The organism is Nocardia yamanashiensis NBRC 100130 (genome assembly GCF_001613325.1).
In the GTDB taxonomy this organism is placed as follows: domain Bacteria; phylum Actinomycetota; class Actinomycetes; order Mycobacteriales; family Mycobacteriaceae; genus Nocardia; species Nocardia yamanashiensis.
Genome location: NZ_BDCD01000038.1, coordinates 15954 through 32592 on the forward strand (window position 1 = coordinate 15954; position 16639 = coordinate 32592).

General features: G+C 63.9%; 14 protein-coding genes. 4 read left to right on the forward strand and 10 right to left on the reverse strand.

Annotated features, from left to right (window positions below; translation table 11 throughout):
- Positions 1–190: 190 nt before the first annotated feature.
- Both NY1_RS35235 and NY1_RS35240 read left to right on the forward strand, forming a co-directional pair.
- On the forward strand, positions 191–1054 hold the full coding sequence (locus NY1_RS35235; protein ID WP_157762649.1) for a hypothetical protein: 864 nt from the start codon (positions 191–193) through the stop codon (positions 1052–1054).
- Entirely contained in the window at positions 1051–1578 is a 528-nt protein-coding gene (locus NY1_RS35240; protein WP_067721506.1) for a hypothetical protein, read from the forward strand. Before NY1_RS35235 ends, NY1_RS35240 begins: the two co-directional genes overlap by 4 nt.
- 119 nt (positions 1579–1697) lie before the next feature.
- Here the strand turns inward: NY1_RS35240 and NY1_RS35245 are convergent, their stop codons facing one another.
- The 7 genes from NY1_RS35245 to NY1_RS43325 all read right to left on the reverse strand — a co-directional run bounded on the left by NY1_RS35245 (position 1698) and on the right by NY1_RS43325 (position 9025).
- Positions 1698–1919: a hypothetical protein gene (locus NY1_RS35245; RefSeq protein WP_157762650.1), complete on the reverse strand. Its 222-nt coding sequence runs from the start codon at positions 1917–1919 to the stop codon at positions 1698–1700.
- A gap of 544 nt (positions 1920–2463) precedes the next feature.
- Positions 2464–2802, reverse strand: a complete 339-nt coding sequence (locus tag NY1_RS35250; protein ID WP_067721508.1) for a histone-like nucleoid-structuring protein Lsr2 — start codon at positions 2800–2802, stop codon at positions 2464–2466.
- Between the two features lie 93 nt (positions 2803–2895).
- Positions 2896–3336 (reverse strand): hypothetical protein, encoded by a 441-nt coding sequence (locus tag NY1_RS43320; protein ID WP_157762651.1) that lies wholly within the window; start codon positions 3334–3336, stop codon positions 2896–2898.
- A 441-nt stretch (positions 3337–3777) separates the two neighbouring features.
- Positions 3778–4692 (reverse strand): replication protein RepA, encoded by a 915-nt coding sequence (locus tag NY1_RS35260; RefSeq protein ID WP_067721567.1) that lies wholly within the window; start codon positions 4690–4692, stop codon positions 3778–3780.
- Between the two features lie 1820 nt (positions 4693–6512).
- The gene (locus tag NY1_RS35265; RefSeq protein WP_067721510.1) at positions 6513–7217 is read right to left on the reverse strand and encodes a hypothetical protein; all 705 of its coding nucleotides are present in this window, start codon (positions 7215–7217) and stop codon (positions 6513–6515) included.
- A complete protein-coding gene (locus NY1_RS35270; protein ID WP_369690469.1) occupies positions 7218–8141 on the reverse strand; it encodes a ParA family protein in 924 nt (307 codons plus the stop codon).
- Between the two features lie 356 nt (positions 8142–8497).
- On the reverse strand, positions 8498–9025 hold the full coding sequence (locus NY1_RS43325) for a hypothetical protein (RefSeq protein ID WP_157762652.1): 528 nt from the start codon (positions 9023–9025) through the stop codon (positions 8498–8500).
- A gap of 2450 nt (positions 9026–11475) precedes the next feature.
- Between NY1_RS43325 and NY1_RS35275 the strand changes: the two genes are divergently transcribed.
- Both NY1_RS35275 and NY1_RS35280 read left to right on the forward strand, forming a co-directional pair.
- Positions 11476–12618: a tyrosine-type recombinase/integrase gene (locus tag NY1_RS35275; protein WP_067721511.1), complete on the forward strand. Its 1143-nt coding sequence runs from the start codon at positions 11476–11478 to the stop codon at positions 12616–12618.
- Between the two features lie 4 nt (positions 12619–12622).
- Positions 12623–13651, forward strand: coding sequence for a site-specific integrase (locus NY1_RS35280; RefSeq protein ID WP_067721512.1), 1029 nt, complete (start codon positions 12623–12625; stop codon positions 13649–13651).
- A 784-nt stretch (positions 13652–14435) separates the two neighbouring features.
- On the opposite strand, the gene NY1_RS35285 is transcribed toward NY1_RS35280, so the two are convergent.
- The 3 genes from NY1_RS35285 to NY1_RS35295 all read right to left on the reverse strand — a co-directional run bounded on the left by NY1_RS35285 (position 14436) and on the right by NY1_RS35295 (position 16419).
- Entirely contained in the window at positions 14436–14879 is a 444-nt protein-coding gene (locus NY1_RS35285; protein WP_067721513.1) for an SRPBCC family protein, read from the reverse strand.
- A gap of 863 nt (positions 14880–15742) precedes the next feature.
- A complete protein-coding gene (locus NY1_RS35290) occupies positions 15743–16159 on the reverse strand; it encodes a hypothetical protein (RefSeq protein ID WP_067721514.1) in 417 nt (138 codons plus the stop codon).
- Positions 16156–16419: a hypothetical protein gene (locus NY1_RS35295; protein WP_067721515.1), complete on the reverse strand. Its 264-nt coding sequence runs from the start codon at positions 16417–16419 to the stop codon at positions 16156–16158. Before NY1_RS35295 ends, NY1_RS35290 begins: the two co-directional genes overlap by 4 nt.
- Positions 16420–16639: the final 220 nt, after the last annotated feature.

Consider the following 16639-nt stretch of genomic DNA (forward strand, 5'->3'; position numbering starts at 1 on the left):
CGTGGATGTCATCCTCGCGGCACCGTATCGCCGGGACTGACCTGTCGAATGTCATTGTCACAGAGCACTTTCGGCTATTGACTCGACAGATGATCATGGGTGACGCGGACGTCCGCCGCGCGAACGACGATACGCACTCCCCCGCCGCCGCGCCGCTGCTTCGGTGCACTCTGCTCGTCCGGTCCCGGCCGTGAATCCCGTCATGTGGTTCGGTTACGCCCGCGTGGACCTTTTGGCCGCGCAGGAGCACGGCGTGGTCGCCGCCGCATTGCACCGGTACGCGGCCGATCGGGGATTCGGTGACGGCACTGTCATTTTCGAGCCGTTCACCGCGGCTGTCATCCTGCGTGACATGGTTGCCGAGCTCGATCGAGCCGATCCCGCCGCGGCAATGGCGCCTCGGCTCCGCGGCCTCGCCCAGACCTGGGGCATCGACCTCGACGCGGTCTTCGATGACACCGGAGGCACTGAAGTGCTCTGGCAGCTCATCGAACAGCTCGAGCACAGCAGCGCCGCGCACCTGATCGTGCCCTCGCGCGCGCACCTGACCGAGCTGAGCGCGCCCGGGCGGGCGGCGGCGAGCCGGCTCGCCGAATCACCCACCATCACTGTGCATTTCCTCGATTCCTCCAGCACAGACGAGCTACCCGCCCGCCTCCGCGACGAGCTACAAGTACTGGTGGAAACTCCGATCGGCGCGATCCCCGCGGTGGCTCAGCTCGATGTCGCCACCGAACTCATTCGTTTCGGACAGAACTCGGCTGTCGAGCCCGTGGACGCGGTCTACGTAGCTCTGATCAATGAGGTCCAGACCCCGGTCAGGGGCGCCGGTTTCCTCGCGGCCGGGCCCGATCCCGCGGTCATCCGGCTGCTCGCAACCGCGACCGGGCACTTCGTCGTCGAATTGGAAGAGCCCTACCCGCACACCTCCCCGGTCTCCCGATCACTGACCGAGTTGTGCACGCACACAGAGCGTTTCGTCGACCGTGGCAGAACTTGGACTCGCTGCCTGGTACGTCTGCCCGATGCAAACCTCCCGGGAGGCCGGGCATGAGCGCGACCACGCCGGACGGGCTCGACACCCGCTGCGGCGGTGAACCGATGCGCGCCGCCGAAGGGCTGCTGGACGCACGACAGCTACTGCTCGCCATCGCCGGCAGGCTGCGCGGCAGCTCCCCGCACATCGAGTGGGCACGCGAACTCGCCGACCTGCACGCCACCCTGGTCACCGCATCGGTCTCGGAAGCCCGCCGCCCCAACGACTTCGACTACTTCACCATCCACCACCGCATCGACACCATGATCATGCTCATCGACCGCTGGGCCGCCTTCCACCTGCCCCGCGCCACCACCGGCCGCCGCCACACCCACTCCCTCGGCGAGGTGATCAGCCACGTCGCCGGCGTATATGCGCAAACCCAATGGACCCTGCGCCACCAGCCCGGCGCCCAGCACCAGCATCACGCGGCACTGCGGTTCGCCCATGCGCAGGAAGGCTACGCCGAACTCGTCGAGGAGATCCGGGCCTTACGGGTCGTACTGCCCGCAGGGCGCTGGCGGACCGATACCACGTCCTGAATCGGCTGAATCCCGGCTCGGACGCGCTGCGTCGCTTGCGTCGTCCGCAAGTTATGCGCGACAACCGTTTTCGCAGACCGCCTTCCTCGCCGCTAGTCGTGAGCTGACGGCGAGTCCCGCTACTTGTTATCGGGGAAGCAGACGTTGGGAGGTCGCTCGCGCCATTCGATTTCGATGATGACCGAAGGGTTGTCGGGGGTCGCCCAAGAACACCACGAAGGGGAACCGTTGCCGTGGAACAGGCAGGCGGCGTCCGCGGCGCTGACGGCGACCGGGCGGACCCGGCCGGGGTCCCAGCCCTCGGCACAGGTCACCAGGTGCGGGGTCATGCCTTCAGTCATGGAAGGCGCAGTTTTCGATCGCGGGCTTCGGTTGTCGTGGCTGGTCGGCGGGCCGTTGGCGGCGCAGATCACATTCAGCCGCGGATGTGGGCAGGTCACAGATCACGGAGTCGGTGCTCCCCTCGCATTGCCTGCCCGGAAGGCGCAAACTTGAGGCTTATCGGTAGGTCTGTTGTATTCCGAACGACGAAGGGCGGTACATCATGGCAACGCTCATCCTCGCGGGCATTGCGACGGTGGGAGTGTTCGCACTCTTCCACAACCGCGACAACATGGACTTCCGCGCACGCGAAATCGCCGAATACCGCAACCGTAAATAACTGCCCAGGGTGCACCGGTGATGGTGGCCGGGGTCATGTCCGCACGCTATGCGCGGCAACGACTCTCGTCGATTCGGGCATAATCTTCGACTGCGGGTGGCCTCGACACGGTCGATACTGGCCTTGTCCCCCGGAGGAGGAAAGTCGACAGCGCGGCGTCGCCACGGGTCGCGAAGCAATCGGACAGGCGCGATGGCCGGCCCGATCGACTTCGTAGACAGACGTTACTTACCAGCCTTGTTGTAGGCCTCGAGGATCTCAGCCGACACTCGACCGCGGCTCGATACCTCGAAGCCGTTCTTGCGGGCCCACTCTCGGATCGCCTGGGTCTGCTCGCGATCGACGGTCGAGCGGCCTTTGGTCGCACTAGTGCTCTTTGCAGCGCGGCCGACCTTGCGTGCGTGCGGCGTCCACTGCTCGAAAACCCCGCGTAGAGAAGTGGCGTTCGAAGCGGACAGGTCGATTTCGTATGCGACACCATCGACAGCGAAGTTCACCGTCTCCTCGGCGGCGGACTTTCCATCGAAATCGTCCACCAACTCGACGATGACCTTACGTGCCATGGAGCTTCCTCTCAGAATCAACCGACGTACCGACACGGAATCCTAATGGAGGACGAACAGGGGCGGTCACCGCTGGTTCCCACACCACCGACATCAGTGGCCGAGGTCGTTGGTCCGGAATTCCTCGGCGACCGTGCGCACCGCGTTCATCTCGATATCGGAAAGACGTCCGATCGCCTGGATGGCCTGTGCGTCGAGCCCGAGGTCGAGTGCCGCGGCTGCGGCGACCAGGCGTCGGTCTCGCAGATTCGCGTACTCCGGATCGTCTGCACGCGATCCATCGAGCAATGTTTGCAGTTCCGACAAAACGGTTACGGCATCCAACTGTGCCTCGGTTGCCGGTCCGTCACTGCCGCTGGCGCGCTTCACTTCCGTTGTCCCTCCGGTGCGATCGTCTCGTCGTTCGAAAAATCGGCGAGACGAGTTCGAGTTCGCCGTCGATTCTTGTAAACCGTCGGCAGCGTCGACAGCACCGATCGCGTCAACCCGCTGCGATACACGCCAGCACAGATGGAATCCCGGCTCGATCGGCATGGGCTGCAGCCGAGTGGAAGGGCGGGTTGCGGGATCGGGCGGTCACCAACCCGCCGGGGCCTGGTTCACGGGCCGATCAATCCGGGCCGCCGTCCGGAATCGCGCTGAACCTTCGGACTCGTCATGGGTTCCGAAAATGAACAGCGCCACACCGGCCGCGCCCAGCTACCCACAATTCACCGGAACGGCGGCCCGCTGACGTCCAGCGTCCACGGACAGAGCAGATTCCGCGGGCAGTCTTCGAATCGGCCACCGGTTGGATCCATGTCCGCGCTGGCCCGGGAGCGTCCTGATCTGCCATTCCAGGGGGCGACCGCCGAACCCGCTGATGCCGCCGGACCCTGCCCGGCGGCATCGCTTCGAGCCGGACGTCCGCGTGTTATGCGCATAGCCGTGTCACAGCCGTTGCGGGTCAACGCATTTCGCAACTCCGCTCAGGTGTCAGCCGCGGGCCAGGGCCCGGAAACCCGGTGACATCGGGATGTGGGGCAAGCCGGGGCGCAGCACCACGCCGGCGTCGGTGGTATCGACATTGGCCTGCGGGTAGACCACCACGACCTGCTTGAGGGCTTCGGTGAAATCGCGCCGGAACTGGTGGCGGCGGCGGCGATCGGAGGTGTCTGCCGCCGAACCGAACTGGACCATCAGCGATTCCCACGGGACCGTGGTCTCGCGCTTGACCGAGAACATGCGGTAGGTCAACCACGCGTAGACATCCAGGCGCAGCGCCGAACCGCCGAGCGCCTTGATCGCGTTCATGTCCAGCGGGACCGGGTGCGCGGTGACCTCGCGGAAGAACTCGTCGCTCAGGCGGACGGTCGAGGAGAACAGCGACGGCTGCTCTTCGTCACTGCCGCACCAGATGTTGTACGCGCTGGCGACATAGAGTTTCGCGCCGATGCGACGGTTCGCGTCACCCTTGTACTCGATGGTCAGCGTCGCATTGAACAGCCGATGCGATTGCATGCGCATCCGGGTCAGCGAACCGTTCTTGCCCCCGGTCGCGGTCAGCCCCATCGCGCCCATGAAATCAGTGAGGCTGTCGCCCAGGACGATCTCCTGCGACCCGGTCCGGACCGCCTCGGTGGACAGGAACGTCAGGATCAATCGGGGCATCGTGCCATAGGGATAGCCGATCGAACTCGTCTTGTTGTTCTCGTCGGTGGTCATACCCGGCTGCACCGTCAGCGACAGGTCGCCATTGCGCCGTCCCCAGGCGGGGACATCTCCGGGATCTCGATACGGCAGCGACGTCTGAGTGAACACGCGCGCCAGATAACCGACTTCCTGCTCGCCGTCCCATACCTCGGCAGCAGCGCGCACGATGTCCAAAGGACTGCGTTTGGGTCGTGGCATGGCGCCTAGCATGGCACGAAACGCGCCGATAGCTGGTGCATGTCGTACGGCGCGGCGTGCCACCGTGCCGTACTATCTCCAGCCCGCTCATACGATTTCGCACGCATAACTCGCGGACATCGGCAGGTCAGTACCGTATACGGAGGGGCCTGATGAGCAACTCGCGCGCGACCACGACCCGCGCATAAATCGCGGACGTCGACGACATCACATCCACTCCCGGCAAGCGATCACTGGGACAATCGATGTCGAGCCCGCTAGACAGATGCCCGACTCGCGAGAACGTGGGTATCCGCGGTCGACGGCGAAGCGGCACCCGCGGTGAGGCACTGGGGCACTGAATCTTGCTGGGTTCATCGAGGTCACCTGCGGTATGGAGACCGTCTCGGCCAAGTCGCGAACGCCCGGGGAGATGCGCATACCTTGCGGACAACCCCTGTATCCGGGCACGCATATCTTGCGGACGGCGACCGCCTGCCCAGAGCACATGAGCGGGGCATGGCCACGGAGTTTCCCTGGAGTCGGCGACCTCCGGCCCGTCGACGCATACCTTGCGGACCGCGCGAGCATGTCGTGCGGACCCTTCCGTGGCGCGCATACCTCGCGGACATCCCCGCAGTGCGCATACCTTGCGGACTCCCAGCTCCCCGCCGCGCATAACTTGCGGACATCCAGGCCGCCGTCGCGCATACCTTGCGGACAGCTCCCCACTCAGCGCGCATATCTCGCGGACGCTGACCGCCGACGCACGCATATCTCGCGGACGGTGGATAACCGGCGTCCGCGAGATATGCGCACCGGCGATCATGATGGCAGGGCTTGCCCGGCCGCTTCTCCGCAGGCCAGCCCCTGCAGAGCGGGACCGGTGTCCGCAAGGTATGCGGCGCCGAAGTCCCAGGAGCGCACGCATAAGAGGCGGACGGGATAGAGGCGAAGTTGTCCACGCATATTCTGCGGACGTTATCCACAAGCAGCGCACCGGATCTCGGCCGAAAAGCAGGTTGTCCACGCATATCTTGCGGACATCGGAAACCGGATTTTCCCAGAACGGCACGCATATCTTGCGGACGGGGTACGCATATCTTGCGGACACCGGGTCATTGTTTCCCCAGGTGACACGCATGAAACGCGAGCCCCATGTAGTTCTTTTCCTAGAAGAGATTCCTGTAGTAGGCTCGGCTGCGGTTGTGGACAGGGATCGCCGCGACCAACCCCCAATGTGGTTGACCCGGACGCCGATTCGCGATGCGTCCCCGCTCCTTCTCCATGCCGTTTTGCTTCGCCCAGCCGACTGATTCGACGCTCGATATCGCGGCTACCAGCGGAAAGGGCTTGTGACGCAGGACGATTACCGCCCGGTGCGGTGCCGTCAGCTCTCACAATCGGCGCGCGCGGGTGATACCTTCGCCGGCTCAGTCAATAGCTGGGTCGTTCGAATCCGCCCCGTCATCACCGACCGCTCCAGCTCGGCCGTACGAATCTTGTTCCAGCACGACCTCTTCAGCGTCTCGGAAGGCTCCCGTCCGAGCCGCACCGCACCGTCCTAGGCATTGCGGCCCCTTAACTTCCACCTGAGCGCACAAGAATTCGTCCCGGCTGAACTTTGGCGGCCGCTGCCACGAATGTTCTCTGTGAGGCCTTCCGGCCACGTTCTGACTCAGTTGCTGCACAGAAGCAGCGGCATCAGCATCGACTGGCCCGAGCACCACTGGCAACTGCACAGCGCGGCCAGCACCGGCCACCGGTGACCGAGCGATCACCGGTGGCGTCCCGAAGTACAGGTACCCGCGTCATGGAACATCACGGAGTACCGCAGCGGCTCAGTTCTCGGTCGAGGCGTCTTCGTCGCCTTCTTCCTCGCCCGCGAGACGTGCGATGTCCTCGGCGAGGTAGAGCTGAAGTGCCTTGTCGACCAGCGCACTTCGGCTACCGGCATGCCATTCCACCACCAGCTCGTCGAGCTGGGCGAGGTCCGCGGCGATAATGCCGGCCAGCGGAATCTTGACCGGAGGCTCGGCATGGCGGCGACGCCGAGGACGGGAGTGGTCGACACGCGCGAACAATCGCCCAGCGGGTTTGGCGTTGGCCGCGGGGTCGAAATGCCGCTTGATCTCGTCCATGTGCTGCTCGATCGCGTCAAGCACCACCGCACCATAACTGCGGCCTTGCCCACGCTGCTGCTTCTCAGCATGAGTCAGCTGCCGCAAGGCCTCCGCGGCGAGACTGGCGACATGCGCCTCGGGCGTCGAATTCGTCGCTCGCCGGCTGACCGCCGGTTTCGTCCGCTTGGCGACGGTGTCTCCCGCTGCCGCGGCGGCCCGGGTGGTCTTGCGCGGGGCAGGCTTGACGGGGACAGTCTCGGTCTCTGCGATATCCGCTATCGGAGCGTGGGTTTCGACCACTGCTGCGGCGGGGGCCTGTGCCACCGGCGGCCGAGACGCCGCTACCGGGCGCGGCGGCGCCGGGGGCAGCAGATCATCGATGTCACCAAGCGCGTCGTCGGTGAATGCGCCTTTGCGAGCCATTTACACGGCCTCCTTCGCACGCTCGCCTGCGGCCAAGCGCAGCAGTACTTCTTTGGTCAACAGCTGATAGTCGGTGGCGAGAGGGCCCGGATCGCGAGACCACTTCTTGGCGGGCACATCCTCGGCGGCGGTGTCCTCGGTGACCCGGGGCGGGGTGTAGTCGATGAGTTCCTCGGGCGTCAGATGGAAAGCGCGCGTATCGATCGCGGTGGCCTTGTCCTGCCGGATGAAGTTCCGGAAAGGCTCGATGCCGGTACCGTCGAGCAGCTCCATGATCTTGCCGAGGGTGTCCTCGTTGCGGCGCACCGCCCGGGGATTGCAGTCGAAGAGGATCATGCCCATCAGTTCGACCGCCGCACCGCCCTTGCGCGCCATCAGGTATCGGCGTGCCAGTAGTTCCGCGCCGTCGATGCTGCCGTCGTCCTCCTTGGTCGGGACGATCAGCCAGCTGACGACCTGCAGTAGCAGATCGAGCACGCCGCGGTCACCCGGGCCGGAGTCGATGAGCACCAGGTCGTAGCCCTCGCTGTCGACCAGCGACTCCAATGCGGCCAGCAGGTTGCCCCGCGGATCGATACCGTGCTGCTCGGAGTTGGAGATGAGAGTTCCGGCGAGCGCCAGCATCTTTCCGCCGCAGACCACGTCCAATCCGCTGCGCACATCCCGCACCGGTTCCAGCGCGGAACCGTACTGCAGGGTCATCGCCAGCGAGCGACCGTCGTCGGAGGCTTTCACCCCGAGGTCTTTGAGAGTGCAGTTGCCTTGCTGATCGGCGTCGACTACCAGCACGCGCTTACCGCGCTTCGCGACCGCCACGGCGATGGCGGCGACGATCGACGACTTGCCCACTCCCCCCTTCTGGTTGGCAACCAGAATCGTTCGTCTCACGGCCCGGGCATCATCTGGCAAACGCGAACTTGTCACGCCGTGGACAGTACCGGAGCGCAAGCCTCAAGAACAACAACCGGATTGGGGTGTGTCGTGCCCTGATCAAGGGGTACGACGGCGGCGTGAGCCAGGGGCAATGACTATGTGCTGAAAGAGCTCTCATCTCAAGCCGTGTGGACTGTGGCCCGTTGGATTGTTCGAAATGCCTGCGAGACAGCCTGCTACGGCGTCGCAGCTCGAGCTGCTTGTGGTGGGGTTCTGATGTCCATGCCTAGGGGCGATACAACGGTGCGTGCCAGGGCAAGGCAACAAGCGGTAGTAGCCGCAATAACCGAGACTTCCGCCTTGGCCGTGGTCAAGCTCAGAGGACCGGGAGTATACGAGCCCTCGAGTTAGGTACGGGAGAACGCAATTCGATTGGTAATCGTCTCGGCCTGTGTAAGCGTTGCTACCTCGGCACAGGTATTGGGCGATAGGCGGGCCGCCGGCATGGGGATAAGTCGGGTTGTCTTAGATGCAGCAGTGAGACCAGTGTGCATGGCGCTGGCGAGTGCCAAGTGTTGGGCGCGCAGAGTTGTCATGAACAGGGTTGCATTGACTGCACGCGCTTCCACACAGGAATCGTCCAGTGAGGTTGCAGATACTACGACGTGAGAAGCAGCGCTGAACCAGGTATGCAAACCGGTCCTGCTATGCGCGCTGTTTACGGCTGTGTCGATGGGCTTGGTAATGCCGGTGACGAAGGCTATATGGACGGTAGGTGGGATAGCTCTAGCAATGGCGGTACCTGCGAGCGAGGTGTTGGCGCTGTTCAAGCGCGTGTCGAATGGCGTCGGTACTGCTTCTTCAACCCCACCTGAATGGACGTTCGAAAAGGCCTTTTGAGAAGTCTGCGACAGTGGCTGAGTGAACGCTTTCATGACGTCACTGTGTACTGCCCTCGACTTGCCGGGTAACCACGTACGTCGAGCCGTCTTATGTTGAGGCGTTGCTGAAGCCGTTGGATAAACCAAGGAGCAGACCGAATTAGATGCGGAACTAGGAGTCACAACAAGAGCATGTGTAAAAGTCATATCTACACCGGCTGTCATGGGCTCCTCTGAAGGAGTCTCAGCTGCCGTTGATAGCGCACTCGAATGGGGTAACTGAACGACCGATGAAACTGCTGTTCGGAAGCCCAGTCTGACCGGATTCTTTTTGGTCAAACAATATCCAGCTAGGTGGGTCCTCATGTGAGGGTTAGATGCTGGCTCTTGTCGGGTCGTAGTTAACGTCGTACATGCGACGCTAACTACGACGTTGCGTACGACGCTAGGTACGACGTTAACTACGACGGTTGGTGATGCATAGCATGAAACATGCAGTTGGAAAGTGGTTTTTGGCTGGCTTTCGCACGCCTTGGATACCCTTTGAGGGGATGATCCTCGAGCTAGCTTGCCGTCTCGAAGGGGTGGAACAGGCCATGCGGAGAGGGGTTGCAAGGTCGTGTCACGGTCGTCCACTTTCCCTGCCACCTCCTTCTGTACTGTCGCCTGCGGAACGCGCACTTTGTCAACTGTAACGGTGGGAATTGTAGCGCGTCGCAAGACCGTTGAGGCTAAGGCAGGTAGGCCGGTTCGAAACTGCTCTTGCCGTAGAAATCGGCATCTGCCATAACGACTCCGGCGACAGGCTTCTTCTGGATGATTGCACCACGGCAGGTCAGGACTAGCGAACCCGCTCGAGCCCTTCCTGTGCACCCGCGAACACGAGAAGAGCACTGCGCGGATGCAATCCTCGTCGCCCCCCGATCGAGTCGTGACAGCTCGATACGTTCCGCTCCGCAATGAAGCCAGCACGATTGACACACGGTGAAAAGCAACCCGTCATCGAAAGCACGGTGGTGGGGGAGTGGGTCTCGATAACCGCATGAGACGGCGAGCAGGCGCAATCCCCGATGGTCTCGTCGGCGCGGTTCCTATCTGTTCACGCGCACGGGATAACGCTGCCGTTGAATCCGATTTGCGCACGCACAGGACCGACATCGGTTTCGAGTTCCCCTTCACGCCGACCTGCGCCCGAGAGCTGTGCGAGCGCTGAGCCGCACCGAACTCCTTCGCGGACACCGCTTGTTCTCGACCGACTGCCCCGTCAGTTTCCGGCAGCTCGCCGCATCATCGTGTGGCCGTTCGAAACGGATCGTGCGCGACGTCCAACCGGAGATGCCCCCGTCGAAAACCCCCGAACGGTATGAGGGCTTGAGGTCCGTCCTCGGTTCGGTTGCGAGCACACCGGTCACCGTCAGCGCAGCTTCACCCAACGGAGACTCGATGTCCGTCCGTGCCGGGCGCGCTTGCCCTAATCCTGCTGTAGCCACCTCATTCGAGGATCTGGCTTGTCCCGAGTTGGAACGCTCCAGGATGCGTGCACCCGCCGAGCAGACCGCTGAACGAACTATGGTCCTGTGCGACAGGACATTCGCGGAATGCACCGACAACGGAGTACACCGAGCGGATGACCTAGCCATTGCAGCCGACCACCAGGATCGCCAGCGCCACAGTGCTGATGACCGCGCGAGGCCGCCGAGCAGTTCCGTGTCGACGGCCGTGGACGGGGGAGTGCGGAGGCCTGAACATCGTGTCGGCCGCGGCCGTCCCATCGCCTTTCGAACACTCATCGAGGTTTGCTGGCAAGATGCCAAAAATTCTGCGAATCGGGCCGAATAGCAGGATTTTCAGCGCGCCGCATCGGTCGGAATCGCCGTTTTGGGCTCAATTTTGGCCGTAGAGCGATTTGGGTGCCTGATCGATGTGCGGACCCACACTCGACCCTGAAAGTCCGCCTGTTGGCCGCCTAGCATGCTAGAGCGTGTTGACCTGCGACGATGTTCAGCAGGCGCCAGTGACTGATGCCTGACTGCCAGTCGCCGACGCGAAAGCCGTAGCCGAACAAGCCCAGTCAGGCAGGAGAGGGGAGTGCACTCGCAGGGTGCAAAGCCGGCGGGCCGCCAGGAGGTTGCGGTACCAGCCGCGAACGGAGGCTTCCGGCTTGTTCCTTGCGCGGTGAAACCCCAGGTGGCCCGCAGCTAGCCACACGCGACCCGGATCGAACATCGCCAGCCATGAGATGGAAAACACCAGGTAGAAGCAGTAAAATGGCGTCAGGTTCACGGTTGACCGTCACCGCCGCACCGCCGGCCAGGTATCTGAGGTTTCTCGATCCCGGTAGAGGCCAAGAGAACTCACTCGGTGATTTGTTGTTCGAGATACCGGCAAAGGTATTTATCGGAACCCGAAACGCTGAATAGCCTGATCAATACAGATATCTCGGTCATAGACACGATCGGCATTGACGCCTGGATTCGGTCGGAAACCCCGTACCCTGAACAATCGTGACGATCAGGGACTATTCGACGGCCACGCGCCGAGGCCGACCCAAAGCGACCAATACCCTGCTCGCCTACGGGAAGTCGTGGCAGCGATACACCGAATGGTGTGCTGCCCGCGACACGCCGCCCCTGCCCGCCGATCCCACCCACATGCCCTTCTACGAGCAGCTGCTCGCCGCCTACCTCACCGACGCCGCACAGACCCGCACCGCGACCGGCGGCTTCCGGTATGCCCGTTCGACATTGGATTCCTGGGTCGCGGCCATCGCGCACCATTTCTCCGAAGCCGGCCTGGCCGCCCCCGGCCGCAGCATCCTCGTCGCTCGAGCCCTGGATACCGCAGCCGCGCAACGCCGCGCCGCCGGCACGGACACCGACCGAGCCCAACCCCTGTCTCCCGAGACCCTGGCCGCGATCGTCGCGAGCATCCACGACCACACCGTCGGCTGGAAAGCCCGCATCGCCGCACGCCGCGATATCGCATTACTGCTGGTGAGTTACGCTGCGGGCCTGCGACGCTCGGAGCTGGTCGCCCTCGACCTCGGCGATGTTCATCCAGGCGAGGACGGTGCGCGAGACCGTCTGCACCTCCGGATCCACATGAGTGCCGAACCGACGGGATCGGGCATCGATATCGAGGTGGGACGCGGCTCCGCGGCGGTGACCTGCCCGTGGTGCGCCCTCCTGCGCTGGATGGCCGTCCTGGCCGCCTTCGACCGCGCGGACCTGGCAAAAGCAGCCGGGCCCAGCGCCGAAATCGCCGTCCAGAGAACACTACGACGCGACGAGACACCCGACGACCTGCACATCTGCGACCGAGAATGGCCCCGATTCCGCCGGACCGCGGCCCCGCTGTTCCGACCGCTGGATCGCGACGGCCTGCCGTATCCCGAACGGCTGTCCACCCGTTCGGTGCCACTGATCCTCAAACGCCGTGCCGCGGCGGCCGGGATCGAGCCCGAGATAGTCGAGAAGCTGCGCGGCCACTCCGCCCGCGCCGGCGCGGCCACCCACGCCCTGGCCGCCGGCGCCGCCCCCGACGCGGTGGCCGAGCACCTGCGCGCCCGTGATCCGCGCACCGTCATGGCCTACCGCCGCACGGATTCCGAGGTGGGGGAGTCGGTCGCACACCGGCTGGGATTGTGATCCGATGACAGCTGAGAGTGAATTCGATTATGTACCACCACCTTTCGGCCTGAAACGGCGCTATCACACCGACTGGCGGCAGTTCGCGGTCTGGTGTGCGGCCGCTGACCGGGAGGCTCTGCCCGCAGCCACCCTGACCGTGGCGGAGTTCTTGGCCGACCACCCGGGCAAGCCGGCCACCCAAGCTGGACGCCTCACCGCGATCAATCGAGCCCACGACGCGGCCGGACACCCAGCCCCCGGACGGGCCGAAGCCATCCGGCAAGCCCTCGACGAGTCGCGCGCGCGGCGGATAGCGGCGGTGCGCCGGGCCGTCGACCGGTTGCTGCCGGACATTCCCCGCTGGGGCTGGCCGGGCGGGCTGGCCGGGCGCCGCAATGCCGCCATCCTCACCGTCGCCGCCGCTGGGCTGCCCTACGCCCGGATCGCCCGCTTGACCATCGGGGACATCGCCTGCTCGGACCGCGAAATCCATTTGGGCACACAGCCTTTGGTTTCGATTCTCGCTGCGGACGAACCTTACCGATGCCCGGTCACCGCACTACGCGGCTGGCTCGAGGTACGACCCGCCCTGCAGCGCTACAACGGCCACGCCCTGGCGAAGGCCGCCCTCGAAACCCAGACCCTGCCCGGAATCGGCCTCGACACCGTCGATCCGGACCAGCCGCTGTTCCTTCGCCTGGACCGCCACGGCTATGCCCCGATGCCCTTCGTCAGCGCCCCCGGCCAATCGCTCGCGATCCCGCCCTTGCCAGCAGACTCCATCGCGTCGATAGTCGCCGCGCACCTACGTGGCCAACCGCCCAAGTACCGCAATCTGCCTCCGCGTACGAACGCCGATGACCAATCCGACGCGCCCCCAGAGTTTTTCGAGCTCGAGCTGAGCAACGACTACTACGAACGTGGCACCGCGGCACGACGTCGCGACGCCGAACTGCTGGCCGACGTCAATGATGACCTCGACGCCATCCTCGAGCAGATGGACGACTGGATGGCTCGCACCGACGAGCTGCTCCGCGACGCCACGCGGTGACCTTCACGATGGCGCGGCACGATCTCGGGCCGCGTCCGCGACTTATGCGCGCGCTCAACGGGTTCGGCGGGATGTCCTCGATCCGGAATGCGGCGGCGCGGCCAGGCATGATCGACGAACATACCCGCCGCTATCGTCCCTGAGGCTTTCTTACGCCCGCTCGACGCTGGGACTGTTCACGCCAAACAAGTCCGGGACTCGTCCTGTGTACAGCGAACGAGAAGGTCCGATCGCTACCGCAGTTGCCGTCGCAATGGGTGGCTCGCCGCCGACCGGATAGATGGCAGTACACAGTCCGGTAGGGAGGGCTCGTGGAGACAGTCCCGAATCTCGCTCGCATGCGCGAGACACGCCATACCACAGTGTGTTCCAGCGCCAACCGCTTCGAGTAGGTAAGACGACCGGGGCCGCTTACGGCCCGTAGGCCGACAGGGCTGTAGATATTAGTATGTATATATGCGTATCTAACTACGTAAATCCGGCATTTCACACAACCAAACGACTCGCCCCGACATGCCGAACGCAGCTAACGTGCCAACTTGTCGAGTCGATCCCGAACTACGAAACAATGAGCACTGACCTTGGTTGCGATCGTTGCCGTCATCGGAGGCCTGCACGCCAGCGCGAATTGATTTGAAGCATATGAGGAAATGCGGCGGCCAGAATGCCCACATGACAGCCGCGTCTCATCGACAACGACTGCCGATGTGGATGCCAGCGCCCGACCAGGCGGCGGCGCACAGCAAGGGCGCACTCCTCGCAGCGTCCGCCGGGCCGGCACATCTCAGCTGTGTAGCGCGTACGCGAGTTCGGCGAGTTGTCCCAGCGTGCAGTCCAACTGGTCGTATCCGACGGCTTCGAGCGCGGCCGAGACGCTCGGGGTGATCAACGGGCCCGAGAACACGATGCTCGCGGTGACGGTGGTACCGGTGTCACACGGTTGCAGCCAGTAGCTGAAGTCGCACCGCACGCCGTCATGCCCATGGCCGCGCAACGAAATCTGGTTGGGCGCGTCGAGTTTGGTCACCGTCCACTCCACCTCCTCGCTCATGCCGTGCAACAGCACCTCGGAGACGAAGGTCGAACCCTGCACCAGCCGCACTGGCGGGGTGCCCACGAAATCGCGGTGAATACCGAACCAGTGCTCCCACGTGCCCGGGGAAACAATGGTCTCGTACAGTGTCCCGAGGGTTCCCGGGACATCTTTGCTCAGGAGAATGGCGCCCATCGCGCTCCTTCGTGAAGTCATGTGTCGAACTGGCCCGGGCCGATCCGGCCGGGGCTCGTCGCGATCGCCGGTAGTCCGGCGATTTTCAGTGTGATGCGCCGTCGGCGCATGAATATGGCTGTACTACAAGGGCATTCGGGCGCATGGCCAGACGCCATGTCCGAATCACCGTGTGAATCAATGGCAAGCGTCTCCTCGTGGCGGGTGAACAGTCGAAAAGTGCTGCGCCGATGCAGCATTTCGGCCGCCTCGCTCCGCTGCCCCCGCGCCGATGCGGTCGATCCTGGCACATGGCAAACCGCAGCACAATACGAGGTAACCAGTGGTAGAACTTGCTATTGCAAATGCAATCGCAGAGCCTCGGGACAGCGCGGGCCGGTGCAAAGACCGGGAAGGTCCAGTGGCGATTGTGAGCACCAGACACGGCCGGGGTGGTCGGTAGGTGGGGCCGGCAGGTGCTCGGATGCCGACATGACTCGGTGGGTTTCGATTACCCCTGAGGGGACGAGATCTGCTGGGGGAGAGTCGTTTCCATTCAACGTCGTACATACTGTCGTATGAGTCGTCTTATGTACGACGTTGACTCGGAACGGATGCCGGGATTCAGGGATGGTGAAGGGCCCGCCAGCACCGTTGCCGGCGGGTCCGCTCGTGGGTTCAAGCCGCCGCTCGGACCTCGAACCGGGTCGCGCCTATGTCGGCTTCGCAGTGGTTGACCTCTGCAACGGTATTTCCACGCAGCCGACCCTGGGCTCACCCGATTCGAATGAACAGAGGTGCGCTCGACATTCCGGCATCGAGCCAACGCGGCGGTGCGTTGGTGACTGACGCGGTCCGCAAGCCGAACAGATGGGCTCGCGTGCTCAGGTGTTTTCGGAAAGGACGAACAACTCGAGCCGGTAAGGCAGCTGCTGCTCGATCGCGGTCCACCGGTCACGGTCCGCGGTCACGATGGGCCAATCGAGTTGCTTGGCAGTGTGCACGACATGCGCGGCGGCGAGATCATGTAGCGCACCGAATTCGATGATCACCCTGGAGAAGTCGGTCGCCTCCGTAGCGGAATGCAAACCATCGAGATCGATGTGCTCGAGCAACTCGATGACCCCGTCGACCTCATCGCACTGCTCATCGGACAGCTCCACCTTGGCCAAGGCGAGCGTCACGCTCGGCACCGCCATCCGGATACTGCGCGCGTCATTGGCGGCGATCATGCGCGCGACATGATCACTTCCGTGGGCGAAAGCGTGAATGATGGTGTCGTCGAGCACGAAACCGATCACCGCTGTGCGGCCTGACGCTCCTCCAAGTACCGGACCATATCCTCGGAGGTCTTCTCACCCCACGCCACCGCGGCGGGGTTGGCGTTCGCATGAGCGAGCCGCCGTTCCCAAGCCAGCCGGCGACGGGCCTGCGCCCGCTGATGTTCGTCGAGCAACGTGGTGATCACGTCTTCCATCGTTTCGCCCTTGCGGGCGAGCGCCGCCAGCCGGTCCCGGGTCGCGCCCGAGACCTTCACCGTAGTCGCAGTCACGTCGGCCATACCGTCAGTATACTGTACATACCAGATTGTACGCCGTAGTCGAGCCTACGGTCCGACGGTCCGACCCGCCGGACCGGATTCGTTCCCGCGAATGAGAAGCGCTGAGAATGCATCTGGAAGAGAGCTGGAAAAGCTTCGGCGTCAATGTATTTCGCCGCGTGCGGGTCGACGGTGTGGCGACGTGCAGTGAACGGCCCTGATCGGAGGAACTGTGTCAGTT